The organism is Paenibacillus sp. FSL L8-0644 (assembly GCF_038008165.1).
Lineage (GTDB): Bacteria > Bacillota > Bacilli > Paenibacillales > Paenibacillaceae > Paenibacillus > Paenibacillus polymyxa_D.
In genome coordinates this window covers 5,155,938-5,172,644 of the sequence record NZ_JBBOYN010000001.1, presented here as the reverse complement: position 1 = coordinate 5,172,644, position 16,707 = coordinate 5,155,938, and the positions used below count along the sequence as shown (strand labels likewise).

The window sequence follows — 16,707 nt, the reverse complement described above, 5'->3', positions numbered from 1 at the left end:
TGATTAGACAAGGTGGGGTAATAATTGCAGTATATTAGTGAAAAAACATACTGGAAGATAGCAGATGAGGCTTACCTATTGGATATTGATCCAAAGACTTATAAAAATGAAGATATTCCTGGTTGGAGGGTTGTTGATTTAGACGAAAAACTATTACATGACACGAACGGTTCTGGATTTGATGCGACCGTTTTTCACAATGAGAATAGCAATCAGGTGATTATAGGATATAGGGGAACTGAACCAGGGGGAAGACCAATATGGAGTAGAGCGATGGACATAGGAACGGACATTAGCGATGTTGTGGGCGGACGAGCGAAAAATTTAAATCAAGTTCACGATTATTATATAAATAATCAAGAAGAGATAAAAAAGCTCCCCCCACAGGTACAAAGTTCATTTCATCAGTATGAGTCACAGTATCAGGATAATCAATTTACAAAAGCCCAAACACTGTATGACGAAGTGAAGAAGAAGTACCCCGCTGCTGAAATTTCTACGACAGGCCATTCTTTAGGCGGTGCAGAAGCAGAATATATTGCAGTGAAAAATGGTTTATCATCCGTGAGTTTTGCTGCTCCGGGTATTGTACATTTATTGCCTGAAGATCTTCAAAAGAGGGTAAAAGCAGGAGAATTCAAGAAGACTAATGTGGCTTTTGCCCATCCCGGAGATAGTGTTGGTGGGGGAGCCACTAAGGCTAACCAACATGTGGGGGAAACGTATCATATTGGGAGTGATTATAAGACTGCCAATGTAGCCAAGTTTACTATTCCTGTTTCAATTCCCTTGGAAAGAAAAACCGAATTGGAAAGACTAATTCTTGGCCCAAAATGGACTCCTATTGTTTATGTTCCGATTACATTGCCTATGATACAGCAAGATGCATTCACCAAATTCTATAATTCTGTATTAGGTGGAGAGAACACTCATAGCATGGGAAACTTTACGTTTGATGAAAATGGCAATATCAGCAATCCACTGTACACGATGGACGGTCAATTGGTGGAAGGCAATCCACGGGTGCAGGCATACGAGCAAATGCTGGCCGCGCGAGCAGAGCTCAAGGAAGTCATGGGCGATCTGGTTGAACGCTATGGGGGACAAATGGGGGCCTTCGGGCAGTTTGCTGCTACTGCACTGGGTGTGAATTTGATGGGAGCAGGACAACAAGATGGTCGCACTAATGGTGGGGCATATTTTGTGGGCAACAGAAATGGAGGCACAATTCAATTAACACCTGAGGAGCTAAAGCATGCGGCTAATCAGATGCGTTCTAGCTTGCATGGATTTTCCAGTGATACCCGTGCGTCCATTCAGTTATTTCAGGCTCATATCGGGACAAGTGAAAGTCAGTCTTTGACCCCGCTTGCGCATAGTGCTACGGCGACACTGGATCGGATTAATCGCTGGTATCAGGAATCGATTACAGAGATAGCAGAATATATAGATCGTAAGGGCCAAGAATTTACGATGGTGGATCAATAAGAAAGAGCAGCTGGAAGAACACAACGGGAGGCGAAAGAGATGAGCAGAATATCTTTGAGCCTGGGGGATCTGCGTAGGGCTGTTCAGCAATGCGAGCAGCTAAAGCAAAGACTTCAGCATCAGGAGCAGCAGATGAGAAATATATATGGTAGGCTGCAAGACTGGCGGGGCGAATCGGCTGCTGAATTAACACGTAAAATGGAGACGTTTCTCCAAGGCACAACTGTACGAATACAGGAATTGGACGACCATAAAGAGCAGTTGAAACGTTATATTCGGAAAATGGAAGAAGCTGATCGGCGTGAGGAGAGACGCAAACGGGCTGCACAATGGTGATACAGGCGGACTGCAATAGTTAGGAGAACATCATGAAAGATCAAAATGCATTTGTCATTTTACTTATATTGAATATCGTTTATGGCTTAACGCTATTTGCCTATCCGGCCATGCTGATGGTGGTCGCATTTTCTTTCGATGCACCAACAGCTGGAGATTATCTCAGCAATTATATTTTTGCCTATGTCATAATGAGCTACCCGATAGGAATATTCATATCATGGAGCTGTTGGTATTTTTATCATCGTTATGCTTTTAAGAGGGCGTGTATCATAGCTAACTTTATGCTGCTGTGGCCGGCTACTCTTGTAGTGTCCTCGTGGATTCAATCGGCTTTTTCTTGAAGGGGTTCCCATCTGGCCAGTCAGCTACATAACATAAAAAACCGTACAATCGCTAGGGGACTCCTGCGGGGTACGGTTAAATGCATTTAAGTAAAAACTACATATATAGTAGAAGGAAAAAAATTTCCTCTGGAATGACAACGATAAAACTTTTGGCCAGAGATTTACCGGAGTCTACCTTAAATTACCCTGTGGGCGAATATAGCAGCGTTCGGAAGCTTGAGGATGAGTTAAAAAAGGTGTAAAAATGTTGAAAAGCTACAAAGTTCGACATATTGTTCGCTTTTTCGCATCATATGTGATTGGATTAGGGATTTTTGTTTGCTATTTATCGTATATTTATGTATAATCTATCGTGTTGAAAGATTGATTGTACGTAATATGCTGATGAGGGTGGGTTCATGACGCTGCTCGACAGTAACGAAAGCAAGAAGCGGATGTGCCAGATTTACAATGAAGTTTCAAAGGAACTGTTCGGCTTCGGGACCACGCTGCTGCGGGCCACCGTTGAGAACAACATTGTTACCTTTGTGGCGAAGCACCGGCGTTCTCCACGCTCGGCGGCATTGGAAGTGGAAGCCCCCGGCTTGAAGCTGGAAGTGGATTTCCGAATGTCCATGCTGTACAAGAAGAGACTTCGCGAGAAGCTGATTGAGGATATGGAGCTCGATATAGATGCTTTACTGCGTGATTATGATTCAGCAACGCAGTGGGCTATTACGAACATCATTCTGAAGGAATCCTAATAAAATTGGATATTCGGCTTTTCGCTTCGGATCTATCTGAGGGGAGAACCTGTTATAACGCGCAGCGGGATCAACTTATTCTTTGTTTACGAAGAAAAGTATTCTTGTTTTACAAGAGTACTTTTCTTTTTTGTGTCATAAGGTGTGCATAATAAAAAATAGGGGGAGTTTCATATGAAGAAATGGTTTAAAGGGTTTATGGCTGTGACCTTGGCATCCGTGGTACTGGCAGGTTGCGGCAGTAATGCTACTGGCGGTCAGACAGATGGAAAAGATGGTTCAGCTGATGGGAAAAAGAAACTAGTTATTTCCACATGGGGCTTTTCCGAGGACTTTTTTAACAAAGAAGTGTACGAGCCTTTTGAAAAAGAACATAACGTTGATATCGTGGTCGAAATTGGAAATAACGCGGAACGGTTGAACAAAATCAGTCAAGGCAGCACAGACGTCGATCTGATTTATCTGTCCGATTATTATGCTCAACAAGGAATCCAACAGGGATTGTTTGAGAAGCTGGATCGCAGCAAGGTGCCGAACCTGAACCAAATTTATGATATTGCCAAAGCACCGCTGGGTGAGGAGTATGGTCCTGCTTATACGGTCGGGCGTCTCGGTATTGCCTATAATCCGGAGCTGGTGAAAAAGAATGTGACCTCTTGGGCTGACCTGTGGGGAACTGAGTTCAAAGGAAACGTGACTTTGCCGAATATTACGGCGACTGCCGGACCGATGATGGTAGATGCAGCCTCCAAGGTAGCGGGTAGTAAGGAGTTTAATGAAGACCAAGCCTTCGGAAAACTGAAAGAGCTGAGTCCGAATATCGTTAAGTTTTATAGCAAAACATCTGAGTTTGTGAACATGTTTAGTCAACAAGAAATTGCCGGCGGTCCAATCATGGAAATGTACTTCAAAGATTTGCAGGCGGCTGTGCCAGGAGCGAAATTTGTAGCTCCTAGTGAAGGTGCTTACGCAGTAATGAACACGATTAATGTAGTGAAAGGCTCCGACCAGAAGGAGCTGGCTGAGGAATTTATCAACTGGCAGCTGAGCAAGGAAGTTCAAGAAAAATCCGCCAAGGCAAAGGTTGATTCCCCGGTGAATACGCAGGTGGTACTGTCCGGTGCGGATACAGAGGGAATTACGTACGGTACAGAGGTAGTGAACAAGCTGACCAAGCTGGATATGAAGTTCGTTAACGATCATATCAAGGCATGGACAGATCGCTGGAACCGGGAAGTTGCACAATAATGAAAAAGGTTATATTAGATGTAGATACGGGCATTGATGATGCGTTGGGTATTTTACTAGCAGCCAAAAGTGGTCAGCTGGATATCCAAGCGATTACTACGGTATGCGGTAATGTTTCACTTAAACAAGCAACATTGAACACATGCAAAATCCTCGACCTTTTAGATAGACCGGATATTCCGGTTTATCGGGGGGCGGAGGCTCCCTTAATACGTAAAGGCCTGCACGAGCATCGTGTCCATGGAGAAGACGGTATTGGAGGCGCACTGAGTGGAGTAGTCCCAGCCATGTCAGCGTCCGAAGGTTTTGCACCGGATATCATTATTGATACCGTGATGGCTCACCCGGGGGAAGTGACGCTCATTTGCACCGGGCCACTCACTAATCTGGCATTGGCGCTGCTGAAGTGTCCCGAACTGACGGATCACGTCGATGAAGTCATTTTTATGGGCGGTGTTATTCACGGGTGCGGCAATATTACACCTGTAGCGGAGTACAACATGTATGCTGACCCTGAAGCCGCACGAATCGTATTTCATGCAGGATTTGGTCGGTTGATACAGGTGGGACTGGATGTAACACGGAAGGCTCTGCTGACTGCGGATCATATTGCTCGTCTGACCCGCCCAGCAATTCGTAATTATGTAGCTGAAAGCACGGCCGTTTATACCAAGCGTTATGAAGAACGCAACGGGGTAAAAGCCTGTGCGCTTCATGACCCGCTTGCCGTGGGTGTCGCATTGAATTCGAGGTTAGTCGATACCTCGCTGTTGTATGTCGACGTAGAAACCTCCAGTCGCATATGTGACGGACAAACAGTGGGCGATGTACAGAACCGCCTCAATCATAGCCACAATATGAATGTATGCGAACAGGTGGACAGCGAAGCTTTTCTGGAGCTGTTTATCCAGGTGCTAAACAAGGAATAACATTTTGATAACCGCAAGGAGCTACCCATGAAGAAAACATACTTGTATTGGCTGCTGCTGCCAGGTCTGCTCTTTCTGGCGGTGTTCATGGTCATTCCGATTGTGTTGACGATCGGTTCGACCTTCGTACAGAACAGCTCATTCACCCTAGAAGGCTATCTCCATTTCTTCAAGGACCCTTATTTTCTGAAAATATTGCTGACTACGCTGGAAGTCAGTGTCGTAACGACACTCGTGTGCGTATTACTCGGCTTCCCGACGGCTTATTATATTTCGCAAAAGGCCCCGCGTCGTAAAGGGATTTTGTTAGCGCTGGCTATTTTCCCCTTGTTGACGAGTCCGGTGGTGCGGTCATTCAGCTGGATGGTCATTCTGGGTCGCAAGGGACTGTTAAATAACGTGCTCATCGGTTTAGGACTTGTAGATGAGCCGCTGAATATTTTGTATACTCCGGCAGCGATGATTATTGGTCTGGTTCATTTGTTTTTACCGCTGATGATTATTTCACTGATTGGTGTACTCGAAAATATCGACGGTGATCTTGTTCATGCTGCTCAGAGCCTCGGGGCCTCCAGATTCAGCGCATTTCGTAAAATCGTATTTCCGCTGTCTGTGCCGGGCCTGATCATTGGAAGCATTCTCGTTTTCGTGGGCAGCCTGACTGCATATACGACACCAGCACTACTTGGAGGAAAACAGCGGGTTATCGCTACATTTTTGTATCAGAACGCGATGACGCTAAACGACTGGTTTTTAGCTTCTGTTATTGCAACAATTATGATTGTTATTACATTTATCGTGGTCGGTCTCTTAAATAAGGCGGCCCATAAACTCAATCCGAAGGGGTAGGTGGATATGCGGGAGAAACATTACGGACTAGGCTTCTTTAGCCTGCTGGTCTTCATCTTTCTGCTCGGTCCGCTGTTGATCATATCGGTCACTTCTTTCGAGCCGGGCACGGTATTAAAATTCCCTCCGCAGGGCTTTTCCCTGCGCTGGTATGAAAATATTTTTGAAGTGGATTTGTTTATGTCCACGTTCAAAACGTCCATTGTGGTCTCTCTGCTAGGCAACATTTTGGCACTACTGATCGGTATGCCTGCAGCCTATGCGCTTAGTCGTTTTTCGTTTCGCGGGAAGGATGCGCTGAATGCTTTGTTCCTCTCCCCTTTGCTCATACCGGGTATTGTGCTTGGTTTTACGCTGCTGCGTTATTTGATCATTGTGTACCATTTACCAGTATATGCTGGACTATTGATCGGACATACGGTGATTATGTTGCCGTTCATTATTAGAGTCATTGCATCCAGTTTGTCTAACTTTGATTTTGCGATTGAGGAAGCAGCGCTTAGTTTGGGGGCTGGACGGCTGGAAACCTTTTTCAAGGTGGTTCTGCCCAACATCCGCTCAGGCATTATTGCGGCTATCCTGATTGCCTTTCTGGAATCATTCAACAATGTCGACATTTCCGTCTTCATGACAGGACCGGGCTTCAGCACCCTGCCCATTCAAATGCTGACTTACGTCGAAAATTATTTTGACCCGACGATAGCGGCGATTTCGGTTATGCTGATGATTTTGACCGGTATCCTGATGTTCTTGATTGAACGACTGATGGGATTGTCTTACTTCACTAAAAGGTAATGGAGGCTTCAACCTTATGGCACTGCTTACTCTGGATCGCGTATCGGTCGCTTATGACAACCAACTGATCTTGCAGGATTTCGATTTGCAGCTCGAACGGGGGCAATTGCTCTCGTTGCTCGGACCGAGTGGTTGTGGCAAAACGACCACACTTCGTCTCATTGCAGGATTTCTCGAAGCTAAACAAGGAACATTTTTATTTGGCGATAAGGATTATACTCGGGTTCCGGTGAATAAACGGAACTTCGGCTTTGTATTTCAAAGTTATGCACTCTTCCCACATTTGTCTGTTTTTGATAATGTTGCCTTTGGTTTGCGGTTACGCAAAGTAAAGGAAGATGATGTGAAGCGCCGCGTTATGACGATGCTGGATACGGTTAGCCTGAGGGGATTTGAAAAACGTTTCCCTGGTGAATTGTCAGGCGGACAGCGTCAACGTGTTGCGATTGCGCGAGCGCTTGTGATTGAACCCGATCTGCTGTTGTTTGATGAACCTCTGAGTAACTTGGATGCTAACCTGCGTGTAAATATGCGTGTGGAAATCCGCCGTATTCAACAGGAACTGGGCATCACTACTGTATACGTATCGCATGATCAGGAGGAATGTTTTTCGATTTCTGACCAGGTTGCGATTATGAATAAGGGGAACATCGAACAATTAGATGCTCCATCGACCATTTTTAAATATCCGACGACCGAATTTGTTGCCCGTTTTATTGGGTTTAATAATTTTCTAAGCTTTGATGAGCGTACTGAAGAAGGAGATCGTATTCGACTGAATACAGGCGATCTTTCGTTCGGCGTAGCGCGTAATCAGGGTACGGCCCAGCCGGGTGCTCGTCAGGGCGCTATTCGCCCGGATGATTTGGTCATTCGAACAGAAGGCAACGAGACAGGAGAAAATGAGCTTCCCGGTATTATTAAGGTAAGTACTTACCTGGGGCGTAGCTATCAGTATGTGGTAGAAACGGCGAAAGGCAACTTTACGGCTAATCAGGAAATGGATACGCCTTACCTGAGTGGTCAGCGGGTTACCCTGCATTTTCCGGCAGATAAAATGGTGCTGGTCCAATAATCAGCGGGTTCGATGAAGGAGATACATCATGCGTGCAGACAAAATGATTTTACAAGTTAAGGTGTATAACAGTTACTACAAGACGTTCGAAGAAGGCAATGTAGCTATACTTGATGGCAAGTTTATGTATATCGGTCAGCGTGGTCTGGAGTCTTTCGAGGCTGCTGAAATTGTCGAAGGGCACGGGAAATATATGATTCCCGGCCTAATCGACATCCATTTGCATATCGAAAGCACAATGGTGACACCGGCAACCTTTTCCTATGGGCTGATTCGCAATGGGGTAACGACGATTGTACCTGAACCGCACGAAATGGCGAATGTCTTCGGATTGGAAGGCATTCAGGAAATGATGGAAGCCAGCAAGGATTGCGTGGCTGATATGTTCTACGGCATCCCAAGCTCTGTCCCGGCAACGCCGCTCGAAACCTCAGGAGGCGAGATCGGTATTCCCGAAATTGATGCGCTGCTGCAAACGGGTGAAATGATCTGCCTGGGTGAAATTATGAACTATGTGGATGTCATTCGTGATCCGGAGAGCAAAACGAATCGCATCTTACGCCATGTTCGTGAGCACTACCCGGAGCTGATCATTGAAGGTCATACGCCACAGTTGCTTGATCTGGACCTGCATCAGTTGATCTATGCGGGGATAGGCTCAGACCATACTCACCAAAGTATTGAAGGTATGAAGGCGCGGATGGCTGCGGGGATGTTTATTGAAATCCAGGAAAAATCCATGACCCCTGAAGTGATGGACTATCTTATTCAGGAAGATGTGGCACAACATTTTTGCTTTGTAACGGATGATGTGATGCCAGACTCTTTCGTAGAGCGAGGGCATCTAAACCATATTGTAAGTAAAGCAATCGGAATGGGCATGAAGCCTGAGGATGCCATTTATGCAGCTACGTTTACTCCTGCTGCACGGATGCGTATGCATGACCGCGGAACCATTGCACCGGGAAAAATAGCTGACTTTGTACTGCTGTCGGATCTTGGTCAATTTGATGTGGAGCAAGTCTATAAGGACGGACTCAAGGTATTCGATAAGTTCGAGGAATACCATCAAGCACCAATAAAATGCCGCTTCCCCGCCCACTTTTATCAAAGTGTGAAGCTCAATCCCCTCACGGAGCAGGATTTTACTGTAAAGATGGATGTAGCTGATGGCACACATCAATGCCGTGTTATGATGGTCAAAGATGGCTCTACTTTTACAAGTGAACGGATTGCACCTGCACAAGTAGAGCAGGGGGAACTGGTATGGGAACATGGTGAACATGGACTGATTGCTACGTTTGAGAGGTATGGAAAGAATGGCAACCGTGCTTACGGTTTGATCGGGGGAGATACGATTAAACGTGGGGCAGTGGCAACCACCTATTCGCACGATAACCATAACTTGCTGGTCGTAGGGCATAACAAGCAAGATATGATACTGGCCGCGAATACGGTTCTTGCCAGCCAAGGCGGTTTTTGCGTAGTTGAAAATGGCAAGGTGCTGTCCCATTTGCCTTTAACCGTAGGCGGGATCTTAACAGAAGGACCGCTGGAAATGGTTGCGGCGCATGTGAAGGAGCTGCGTTCAGCCTTGCTGTCGCTGGGCTATCGCCATTACAATCCAATCATGTCGCTGAGCACGCATTCTTTGCCGGTCAGCCCGGCCTTGAAAATTACCGATCACGGCCTGATTGATGTAAATGCTGGCAAGGTTGTACCTTTAATCGTGGAAACTTCAGAGATGCAAGAATAATAAAAGAGCCGACCCTCTTATGGGCCGGCTCTTTTTTGATGCTTTAGCAGACAAAGTTAACATCTTCTATCCTCCTATTGATGTAACCTATGTATAAAAGATAAACAAGTCTTGATTCTGGGTACCCGATTGCATGTAGAGTTTGCTTTACAATTAGTTCATGTAATCTTCATGATTAAAATCGAATAAGGACTTGAAAAACATCGTCACAGTGTTATAATTAAAACAGGATTTAGATTAAGTCTAAATTAATTGATTAAGATTTATTGGATTGACGCATGGAATTTTGAAGAAAATCAGACACTACTGCTAACGAGCATCCAAGCTTTACACCAACTATATTTGAACGAGAGGGGATTTTAAACATGAGTACATTAAATCATACGAACGCACCTACACAAGAGGCTATTCAAGAATTGCACAAGGCATTGAATCGTCAGGTAGCTACCTGGTCTGTATTGTACACGAAACTGCATTATTTCCACTGGTATGTGAAAGGACCTAAATTCTTCACATTGCATGCTAAATTTGAAGAACTTTACAATGAAGCAACAGCTAATCTAGATACGATTGCTGAACGATTGTTGGCTATTGGTGGCCGTCCGGCTGCGACCTTGAAGGAGCATTTGCAACTTTCAGCTATTCAGGAGTCCGCAGGTGAGCAGACAGCTGAGGATATGGTGAAGTCCGTTGTTGCTGATTTTAAAACCATCACTGTTGAGCTGGCTAATGGGATGGAAGCAGCGGAAGCGGCACAGGATAAAGCGACAGAGGATCTTCTTAACGGCTTAAGAGAAGCAATGGATAAACACATCTGGATGCTGAGTGCGTATTTGGGATAACCCATTGGTATAGACTTCCATGTATATGGAGATCAGGTGAACAAGACACACATCCCGTTGGTTCCACTCTGCCACTGGAGTATAATAACGAGAAGGCGTGGAAGACCACAGGCTCTAGAGTTATAGAGCTGCCGGGATGGGGTGTGTGTTATGGAAGTGAAACAACAGCTTTTGCATGAAGCGGAGCAGTTTATATATACATGTTATGAGGAGCTGGGCCGAAGCCGCGATGAAGCGGAGGCCCGGCTTCTTAATATTCGTCACGACATAGAGACTACGGGAACGTATGATCATACGTACGAAGAGCTGGAGCACGGGGCACTTATGGCTTGGCGCAATAGCAATCGTTGCATCGGTCGCTTATTTTGGGACAAGCTTTTGGTCAGGGATGCGCGGGGCGCGTCAGATGCAACGGAAGTGGTTCGCGAGCTCTTGGAGCATATACGCATAGGAACGAATGGCGGTAAAATTAAGCCAACGCTTACTGTATTCCGCGCCTCCAAGCCAGGGCAGCCGAATATCCGCATCTGGAACCATCAACTCATTCGTTACGCTGGATATGAAACCGGTCAAGGGGTCATCGGGGACCCGATCTCGGTAGATTTTACCAATGCTTGTAAAGACATGGGCTGGCAAGGAGCGATGACCCCTTTTGATATATTGCCACTGGTTGTGGAAGCAGGCGGACGGCCTCCCGAGCTATATGATATTCCTGAACATTTGATAATGGAGGTGGCCATTGAGCATCCAGAAATCTCGGGTTTCGCTTCCTTGGGATTACGTTGGTATGCTGTGCCTATGATTTCGGACATGACGCTGGAGATTGGCGGTATTATCTATACAGCGGCTCCCTTTAACGGCTGGTATATGGGAACAGAAATCGGCGCCCGCAATTTTGCGGATACCTTCCGCTATAATATGTTGCCACAGGTGGCTAAGCTGATGGGGCTGGATACGACGAGTGAAACAACGCTTTGGCGTGATCGGGCGCTGGTGGAATTGAATATTGCTGTGCTGCATTCTTTCAAAAAGGCGGGAGTCAGCATTGTCGACCACCATACCGCAGCGGCACAATTCAAGCTGTTTGAGGAACGGGAAGCCAAGGCTGGACGCGCACTGACAGGCAATTGGACATGGCTGATTCCCCCGCTATCCCCGGCGACAACGCATATTTTTCATAATTCCTACGATAATCGGCTTGTGAAGCCGAATTTCGGAGTTCAAGAGAAGTCGTATATGTCGAGACAGGCTAATACAGTATCAGATACAGTGCTTCAGCAGAAACGCCAAGGCTGTCCTTTTCATTCCGGATAACGATGGGAATGACCTGATTGCTGCATTAGGACTCGAGCTTATCCCATGCAACGATAAATAGGGTAGCCAGTGGTCCTATTAATAGGGAGAGAAAAAACCAATTTAGCCCGCTCCGATTTTTGGATTGTGCCAAGCCGGCATTAATCAGGGCAAGTGTTCCCCACCCTACATAATAATCTTCTGACATGGTATTCTCCTTTGTAAAAAGGTATAATATCGTACTGTGTATGGTATGAACACATCCATGATTTCATGAATTTAGAGTAAATATACCTTTATATATTCTAGTTTGAGGAGCGAAGCTAAGTTGGAAAGATATCAGGCAGAGCGCATTGTCGCTGAGCTTTTGGAACGGGCTGCTATAGGTGTGATAGTCAAGCTGGAGAAACGTTTTCCTGGCGGAAGGCTGATTGGGGGTAAATATGCTATGAATGCTCACGCCATTACCATGTATACGGACGTTATCGAAACACAGTGTTTACAGATGTTCGGCAGCATTGATCGAGTTGAGGAGTATTTTACAGTTGTGCTTGCACATGAGATTGGACACGCCGCCGATACGGAATTAGTGGACCTCTCCGATGCGTTGGAGCAAGAGAGTGGGATAGGGACCCGGCAACGACTTGCGCTGCAAATTGAAGAAAACGCATGGAATTATGCGCTTGGGTTGGTGCCTGAAATAGATGCAACGTTTATTTCTGCCGTAATAGACGAGTCCTTGCTGGCCTATCGGGTCCCGATTATGGAGCAGTCTGACATTGCGTAACAAAGATGATCCGAGAGCCGTCAGGCTCTTTTTTTGTTGATTAAAACAGACGAGATTGGGTCGGATGATCTAAAGGAGTAGCTTTTTAAGCTGCGACACGCGTCCCTGGGATAGTTCGAGCATTTCGGCTAATTCTTTTTGAGATACATTAGGGTGCTCCTGCATGAGCTGTTTTAGTTTATTCAGGAGATCATTCTGATTTCTGTAACTCCTTCTTTTCTTGGGCTGGACAGGACGTGCTTCACTCAAATGACTAGAAGGATTATCGCTCTTCAGATTTTCAATACAACTTTTACATATCAGATGATCCCTGAAATAGCTCAAATGATCTACGGCACCACAAAAATAGCAAGAAACCCCCGTATACTTGCGAATCATCAGTCCCTCTGGGGTAATAAAAAAATCGAGGGCATCTCCAATATTAATATTCATAGAATTGCGCAGCTCCTTAGGCAGCACAATGCGGCCTAAATGGTCTAATGGCCGTGTCATTCCTGTGTTCTTCATCATTTTTCCCCTTTCCTGAAATGCGCTTATAGTTGTAGGAATTGTATGTATATATGCTGGAAGTACAAAGCGCTTATATTACAGTTTGTTTTGGTATAGCTATGCTGAAAAAAAAGCTCCGGCATGACGAACAATTACGTCTGCCGGAGCATTGTACAGCCAATGAATCTAAGATGTCATGTCGAACTACTGTGGGTTGGTTGTCCAAATACCGGCTACTTTTAATTGAACTCGTGGAGGCAGTTTCAATGTGGCTAATGTCAGATCGGCCAAATCCTGCGGTTGAAGCATGCGATCCTCATCACCAATAGGTAATCCTGCGTTTGCCGCCAGTTCTGTATTGACAGTGCTTGGAGTCAGCGCGGTGACGCGAATGTTAGATTTGCGAACTTCCTGCATCAGTGCTTCCGTGAAGCCCATCAAAGCAAATTTGGATGCGCAATATGCTGAGCCTGTTGCAAAACCCCGTTCTCCTGCCGTCGAGGAAATATTAATAATGTTTCCGCTCTTTTGCGCCAGCATGCTTGGAAGCACAGCATGTGTGACATAATAGGTTCCCATCAGGTTTACGCGAATAATACGTTCCCACTCTTCGGGGTCCATCTCCGCGACTGTGCCAAAGGTAGCAATGCCTGCATTGTTGATCAAAATGTCGACAGCGCCTAGCTCATGTTCCAGTGAGGCTACAGCGGTAGCGGCCTGTGAGCGATCCGATATATCTGCAACAGCACTCACCACTTTCACACCGTATGTACTCCCCAGTGAATCCTGCAGCTTTTGCAGGTCAGTCAATGTGCGTGAAATTAATCCCAGGTTAACGCCTTCCTTAGCTAAAGTTTCGGCAATTGCTTTACCGATTCCTTTACTGGCTCCTGTAATAATAGCTGTTTTATTCTTAAGTTCCATCCAGTCTCCTCCTTATTAATCTATAATGTGGTTGTGCATCTGGGCACATGGTTACATTATACAAGGTTAAACTCATTGAACCAAACTTCGCCTCTGATGAGGCATTCATTTAGAGGTCTCTATTTGGAAATATAAATATCCCCTGAAGTGGTTTCGACCTTAATCACGTTCACACTACCGGGAACAGATTCGGGAGTATTGATACTCCCAGAGTCAGAGCGGACATTATAAACACCTTTAAAATTGGGAGCTTGCTTAATCTTCACGTCACCAGAATCAGCATTCACTTCCAAGTTGGCTACGGCACGTTGCGTAATATTTGTCTCCCCTGAGGTTAGGGAAATAAGGCCATTACCGCTATAATCACGAATGGTAACATCACCTGAAGTAAGCTTTAACTCCATATCTGCTGCAAGCTGACTGGCTGTAAAATTGCCGGATGTTAAATTTGCGATCAGGTGGGTACTTTGGAGGTTTGTAATCTCGGCAGTGCCTGAAGTAGCGGTGATGGAAGTATTCTGCACGGAGGCATCCTGAAGTTTTACATTCCCTGAATGTGCATCTACCTGTAGGTCAGTTAGTGTTTCGCCAGAGGGCATCTCTACGGTAATCGTTTGATCCAAATCAGGAGTGATCGAAAAGAATGACAAGGAAGGGGCCGGCTCCGATTGAATGGTAAGCTTACCGTTCTCAATTCGGGCATTATGAATTTGGTCGGCTACCTTTGTCTGAACTTCTCCACTAATGCGTATCGTACCTTGGTCGCCAGAGCCAGGAGTAAACAAAATAGAGACATCATCAGAGCTGTCCACTTTCAGCTTCTGTAGCTGACCACGTGTAAACGTCCATTTTTTGTTAATCGCAGTTGTTTCCTTCATGACTTGTTGACTCCATGGGGCACCGTAGGCCACCATTCCGGCTACACCGATGACAATGCACAGACCTGCTGCAATAAACCACTTTTTATTCATGTTGTTAGTAAGCTCCCCTCAGGGTAGTCAGATTCCATTTCCAGTATCGTACAGTGCCCCTGACCATAAGGAGTAAGAGATAACGTACTCCAGGCAGCAGCAATAGACCTATACCCGTCAACGTGATAGAGAAAAAGAATTTGGCCGGGTAAAAGGTGCTGTTTAGCGCATAATCAGTAACGGCGAGAAGGGGGGCTGCAATGAAGCTAACCGCTACCACGGTCAATGAAACCCATACTACCCATAGGGTAGCCATAATCGGGATGGAGATCAGCAAGTTAAGAAACAGTAGCCCTAAGAAAGTAAAAAGATTGCGTGCGAAGCTTCCCTGGCGAAGCGGAGGAGAAGCGTTCCAGGCTGCATTGGGATCATCCAACGCTTCTCGGGCAATATCCTCTGGGTTACCCAGCTCATGGGCAATCTCACTTTCGCTTTTGCCATTAACCAACCCGTAGTCAAAATGCTGGCTCAAATCACTAAGCAGCTCATTGCGTACCTCTGCAGGGAGAGGAGAAAGACGCTGTTCCACCTCTGTAAGAAACTGTTTTCTATTCATCGGAATTTCCTTCCTCCAGTAGGCTTGCGACATTATGGACAAAATCATTCCATTCCCGCGTAAGTATTCTTGTATAATGACTGCCAGTATCGGTCAGCCGATAATATTTGCGAGGAGGCCCCTCGGTCGATTCCTGTAAATACGTTGTGCAGTATCCTTCTGATACCAGACGGCGAAGCAGTGGATATAGGGCTCCCTCGGCTACTTCAATATGACGGGAGACGGCTTGCGCCAACTCGTAGCCATAACGGTCTTTGCGTCCAATTAGAACGAGAACGCACAGTTCCAGTACCCCTTTTTTGAATTGGATGTTCACATTCACGAGCGGTGCTCCCTTCCTGGATGTTATCAATAATTCATAGGTGTCGTTCGGAATAAGGGAAAGAAACGTGTGTTTGTGCATAATTTGTCACGGGTACTAATTATAGAACAGTAGTCAGGTATAATTTAACATCATGTACTGATTAATGCAAGGTACTAAATTTTTAATAATAAAATATTTGTGTCAAAATGGACAGATTTCCTTCCTTGGAGGCTTTATTGAGTAGCGAATGTTGTAGAAAAAAGTATTTTTATTTGGGAATTCATCGAAATATGGCTGGAAGCACAGATAGGATGCCGCTTTAATTTCATTCATTAAAATGATAGATTGTAAAGTATTCAACAGGGTTAAAAATTACTTTTTATGAAGAGGTGGATAAAGAATGGACTGGAAACATTGGTATATGGAACTGGAACAGGATGATGAGTCTTGGGATGTATCTGAGGAGATTGTTCTGCGTGGTGTAGTGCAACTTGATTTTTGCGGGCAGCCCTCGGAAGTAGAAGTCGAATTTATCGTGGGAGCCGATTCCGAAGAACAGGCACAGACTATAGAAGAACCTACACTGTTGCAAAAAAAGACATGGGAGCAGTATATGGAATATTCATCAGCTATTCATCCTCAAGTGTTGGAATCCATACACCATCATTATGCTGGCATCGTGGAAAAGTATCGGAATGCTTACAGTACATGGGGAGAGGACCCGGATGAATATGCGCCTTATGTGGAGCGGCCGGAACAATTGTTGAATCGAATACAGCTTATGTCTATATTGATTTCCGACTCATCGGCAAAGGATGAACTGTATTTGAATTTTAGTTGTTCCTGGGATCGAGAACATGGCTTAGGCGTACATATGAAGCAGATGAAAATGGAGCATATTCAAGGCGCTTATACATTATATGACCTAGAATAAATCCCCTTCCCGGGCTTTTAGCAGAAAGGACCGGAAAGGGG

20 protein-coding genes are annotated in these 16,707 nt (G+C 45.5%); 14 read left to right on the top strand and 6 right to left on the bottom strand.

Annotated features, from left to right (window positions below; all coding sequences use genetic code 11):
- Window positions 1-24: 24 nt before the first annotated feature.
- The 12 genes from NSS94_RS23435 (at window position 25) to NSS94_RS23380 (ending at window position 11,722) form a co-directional block, all read left to right on the top strand.
- Window positions 25-1,488, top strand: a complete 1,464-nt coding sequence (locus tag NSS94_RS23435; protein WP_029518633.1) for a hypothetical protein — start codon at window positions 25-27, stop codon at window positions 1,486-1,488.
- A gap of 39 nt (window positions 1,489-1,527) precedes the next feature.
- Window positions 1,528-1,824: a WXG100 family type VII secretion target gene (locus NSS94_RS23430; protein WP_014278615.1), complete on the top strand. Its 297-nt coding sequence runs from the start codon at window positions 1,528-1,530 to the stop codon at window positions 1,822-1,824.
- Between the two features lie 32 nt (window positions 1,825-1,856).
- On the top strand, window positions 1,857-2,168 hold the full coding sequence (locus NSS94_RS23425) for a hypothetical protein (protein ID WP_318627978.1): 312 nt from the start codon (window positions 1,857-1,859) through the stop codon (window positions 2,166-2,168).
- Between the two features lie 401 nt (window positions 2,169-2,569).
- Window positions 2,570-2,914 (top strand): hypothetical protein, encoded by a 345-nt coding sequence (locus tag NSS94_RS23420; protein ID WP_029518631.1) that lies wholly within the window; start codon window positions 2,570-2,572, stop codon window positions 2,912-2,914.
- A 174-nt stretch (window positions 2,915-3,088) separates the two neighbouring features.
- Window positions 3,089-4,162 (top strand): ABC transporter substrate-binding protein, encoded by a 1,074-nt coding sequence (locus NSS94_RS23415; RefSeq protein ID WP_029518630.1) that lies wholly within the window; start codon window positions 3,089-3,091, stop codon window positions 4,160-4,162.
- Window positions 4,162-5,091 (top strand): nucleoside hydrolase, encoded by a 930-nt coding sequence (locus NSS94_RS23410; protein ID WP_307351176.1) that lies wholly within the window; start codon window positions 4,162-4,164, stop codon window positions 5,089-5,091. Before NSS94_RS23415 ends, NSS94_RS23410 begins: the two co-directional genes overlap by 1 nt.
- A gap of 27 nt (window positions 5,092-5,118) precedes the next feature.
- Complete coding sequence (locus tag NSS94_RS23405) at window positions 5,119-5,940, top strand: ABC transporter permease (RefSeq protein ID WP_013312457.1); 822 nt, start codon at window positions 5,119-5,121, stop codon at window positions 5,938-5,940.
- 6 nt (window positions 5,941-5,946) lie between these two features.
- Entirely contained in the window at window positions 5,947-6,735 is a 789-nt protein-coding gene (locus NSS94_RS23400; protein WP_013312456.1) for an ABC transporter permease, read from the top strand.
- Window positions 6,736-6,751: 16 nt separating this feature from the next.
- A complete protein-coding gene (locus tag NSS94_RS23395) occupies window positions 6,752-7,810 on the top strand; it encodes an ABC transporter ATP-binding protein (RefSeq protein ID WP_250240713.1) in 1,059 nt (352 codons plus the stop codon).
- A 28-nt stretch (window positions 7,811-7,838) separates the two neighbouring features.
- Window positions 7,839-9,566, top strand: a complete 1,728-nt coding sequence (locus NSS94_RS23390; RefSeq protein WP_340957241.1) for an adenine deaminase C-terminal domain-containing protein — start codon at window positions 7,839-7,841, stop codon at window positions 9,564-9,566.
- 365 nt (window positions 9,567-9,931) lie between these two features.
- Window positions 9,932-10,408 carry a Dps family protein gene (locus tag NSS94_RS23385; RefSeq protein WP_039271713.1) on the top strand — a complete coding sequence of 159 codons (477 nt, stop codon included), beginning with the start codon at window positions 9,932-9,934 and terminating at the stop codon, window positions 10,406-10,408.
- A 150-nt stretch (window positions 10,409-10,558) separates the two neighbouring features.
- Complete coding sequence (locus NSS94_RS23380; protein WP_341040234.1) at window positions 10,559-11,722, top strand: nitric oxide synthase oxygenase; 1,164 nt, start codon at window positions 10,559-10,561, stop codon at window positions 11,720-11,722.
- 25 nt (window positions 11,723-11,747) lie between these two features.
- Here the strand turns inward: NSS94_RS23380 and NSS94_RS23375 are convergent, their stop codons facing one another.
- Window positions 11,748-11,909 carry a hypothetical protein gene (locus NSS94_RS23375; RefSeq protein ID WP_176715742.1) on the bottom strand — a complete coding sequence of 54 codons (162 nt, stop codon included), beginning with the start codon at window positions 11,907-11,909 and terminating at the stop codon, window positions 11,748-11,750.
- A gap of 120 nt (window positions 11,910-12,029) precedes the next feature.
- On the opposite strand from NSS94_RS23375, the gene NSS94_RS23370 reads away from it, so the two are divergent.
- Window positions 12,030-12,488 carry a hypothetical protein gene (locus NSS94_RS23370; protein ID WP_069012080.1) on the top strand — a complete coding sequence of 153 codons (459 nt, stop codon included), beginning with the start codon at window positions 12,030-12,032 and terminating at the stop codon, window positions 12,486-12,488.
- A 69-nt stretch (window positions 12,489-12,557) separates the two neighbouring features.
- Here NSS94_RS23370 and NSS94_RS23365 read toward each other — a convergent pair whose 3' ends face one another.
- From NSS94_RS23365 to NSS94_RS23345, 5 genes are all read right to left on the bottom strand, one after another.
- Window positions 12,558-12,995 carry an AbrB/MazE/SpoVT family DNA-binding domain-containing protein gene (locus NSS94_RS23365; RefSeq protein WP_029518622.1) on the bottom strand — a complete coding sequence of 146 codons (438 nt, stop codon included), beginning with the start codon at window positions 12,993-12,995 and terminating at the stop codon, window positions 12,558-12,560.
- Between the two features lie 186 nt (window positions 12,996-13,181).
- Window positions 13,182-13,901, bottom strand: a complete 720-nt coding sequence (locus NSS94_RS23360; RefSeq protein WP_341040233.1) for a 3-ketoacyl-ACP reductase — start codon at window positions 13,899-13,901, stop codon at window positions 13,182-13,184.
- 119 nt (window positions 13,902-14,020) lie between these two features.
- Entirely contained in the window at window positions 14,021-14,872 is an 852-nt protein-coding gene (locus tag NSS94_RS23355) for a DUF4097 family beta strand repeat-containing protein (protein ID WP_340933553.1), read from the bottom strand.
- A gap of 4 nt (window positions 14,873-14,876) precedes the next feature.
- Complete coding sequence (locus NSS94_RS23350) at window positions 14,877-15,428, bottom strand: DUF1700 domain-containing protein (protein ID WP_340933551.1); 552 nt, start codon at window positions 15,426-15,428, stop codon at window positions 14,877-14,879.
- Window positions 15,421-15,750, bottom strand: a complete 330-nt coding sequence (locus NSS94_RS23345) for a PadR family transcriptional regulator (protein ID WP_029518618.1) — start codon at window positions 15,748-15,750, stop codon at window positions 15,421-15,423. Before NSS94_RS23345 ends, NSS94_RS23350 begins: the two co-directional genes overlap by 8 nt.
- A 382-nt stretch (window positions 15,751-16,132) precedes the next feature.
- Between NSS94_RS23345 and NSS94_RS23340 the strand changes: the two genes are divergently transcribed.
- Entirely contained in the window at window positions 16,133-16,666 is a 534-nt protein-coding gene (locus NSS94_RS23340; RefSeq protein ID WP_039271702.1) for a DUF6985 domain-containing protein, read from the top strand.
- Window positions 16,667-16,707 lie beyond the last annotated feature (41 nt).

Coding starts and splice junctions, on each gene's coding strand:
- NSS94_RS23360 (WP_341040233.1), bottom strand. CDS start 13,901: ATGGAACTTAAGAATAAAACAGCTATTATTACAGGAGCCAGTAAAGGA.
- NSS94_RS23375 (WP_176715742.1), bottom strand. CDS start 11,909: ATGTCAGAAGATTATTATGTAGGGTGGGGAACACTTGCCCTGATTAAT.
- NSS94_RS23405 (WP_013312457.1), top strand. CDS start 5,119: ATGAAGAAAACATACTTGTATTGGCTGCTGCTGCCAGGTCTGCTCTTT.
- NSS94_RS23380 (WP_341040234.1), top strand. CDS start 10,559: ATGGAAGTGAAACAACAGCTTTTGCATGAAGCGGAGCAGTTTATATAT.
- NSS94_RS23430 (WP_014278615.1), top strand. CDS start 1,528: ATGAGCAGAATATCTTTGAGCCTGGGGGATCTGCGTAGGGCTGTTCAG.
- NSS94_RS23410 (WP_307351176.1), top strand. CDS start 4,162: ATGAAAAAGGTTATATTAGATGTAGATACGGGCATTGATGATGCGTTG.
- NSS94_RS23390 (WP_340957241.1), top strand. CDS start 7,839: ATGCGTGCAGACAAAATGATTTTACAAGTTAAGGTGTATAACAGTTAC.
- NSS94_RS23365 (WP_029518622.1), bottom strand. CDS start 12,995: ATGAAGAACACAGGAATGACACGGCCATTAGACCATTTAGGCCGCATT.
- NSS94_RS23385 (WP_039271713.1), top strand. CDS start 9,932: ATGAGTACATTAAATCATACGAACGCACCTACACAAGAGGCTATTCAA.
- NSS94_RS23355 (WP_340933553.1), bottom strand. CDS start 14,872: ATGAATAAAAAGTGGTTTATTGCAGCAGGTCTGTGCATTGTCATCGGT.
- NSS94_RS23400 (WP_013312456.1), top strand. CDS start 5,947: ATGCGGGAGAAACATTACGGACTAGGCTTCTTTAGCCTGCTGGTCTTC.
- NSS94_RS23350 (WP_340933551.1), bottom strand. CDS start 15,428: ATGAATAGAAAACAGTTTCTTACAGAGGTGGAACAGCGTCTTTCTCCT.
- NSS94_RS23340 (WP_039271702.1), top strand. CDS start 16,133: ATGGACTGGAAACATTGGTATATGGAACTGGAACAGGATGATGAGTCT.
- NSS94_RS23395 (WP_250240713.1), top strand. CDS start 6,752: ATGGCACTGCTTACTCTGGATCGCGTATCGGTCGCTTATGACAACCAA.
- NSS94_RS23425 (WP_318627978.1), top strand. CDS start 1,857: ATGAAAGATCAAAATGCATTTGTCATTTTACTTATATTGAATATCGTT.
- NSS94_RS23415 (WP_029518630.1), top strand. CDS start 3,089: ATGAAGAAATGGTTTAAAGGGTTTATGGCTGTGACCTTGGCATCCGTG.
- NSS94_RS23420 (WP_029518631.1), top strand. CDS start 2,570: ATGACGCTGCTCGACAGTAACGAAAGCAAGAAGCGGATGTGCCAGATT.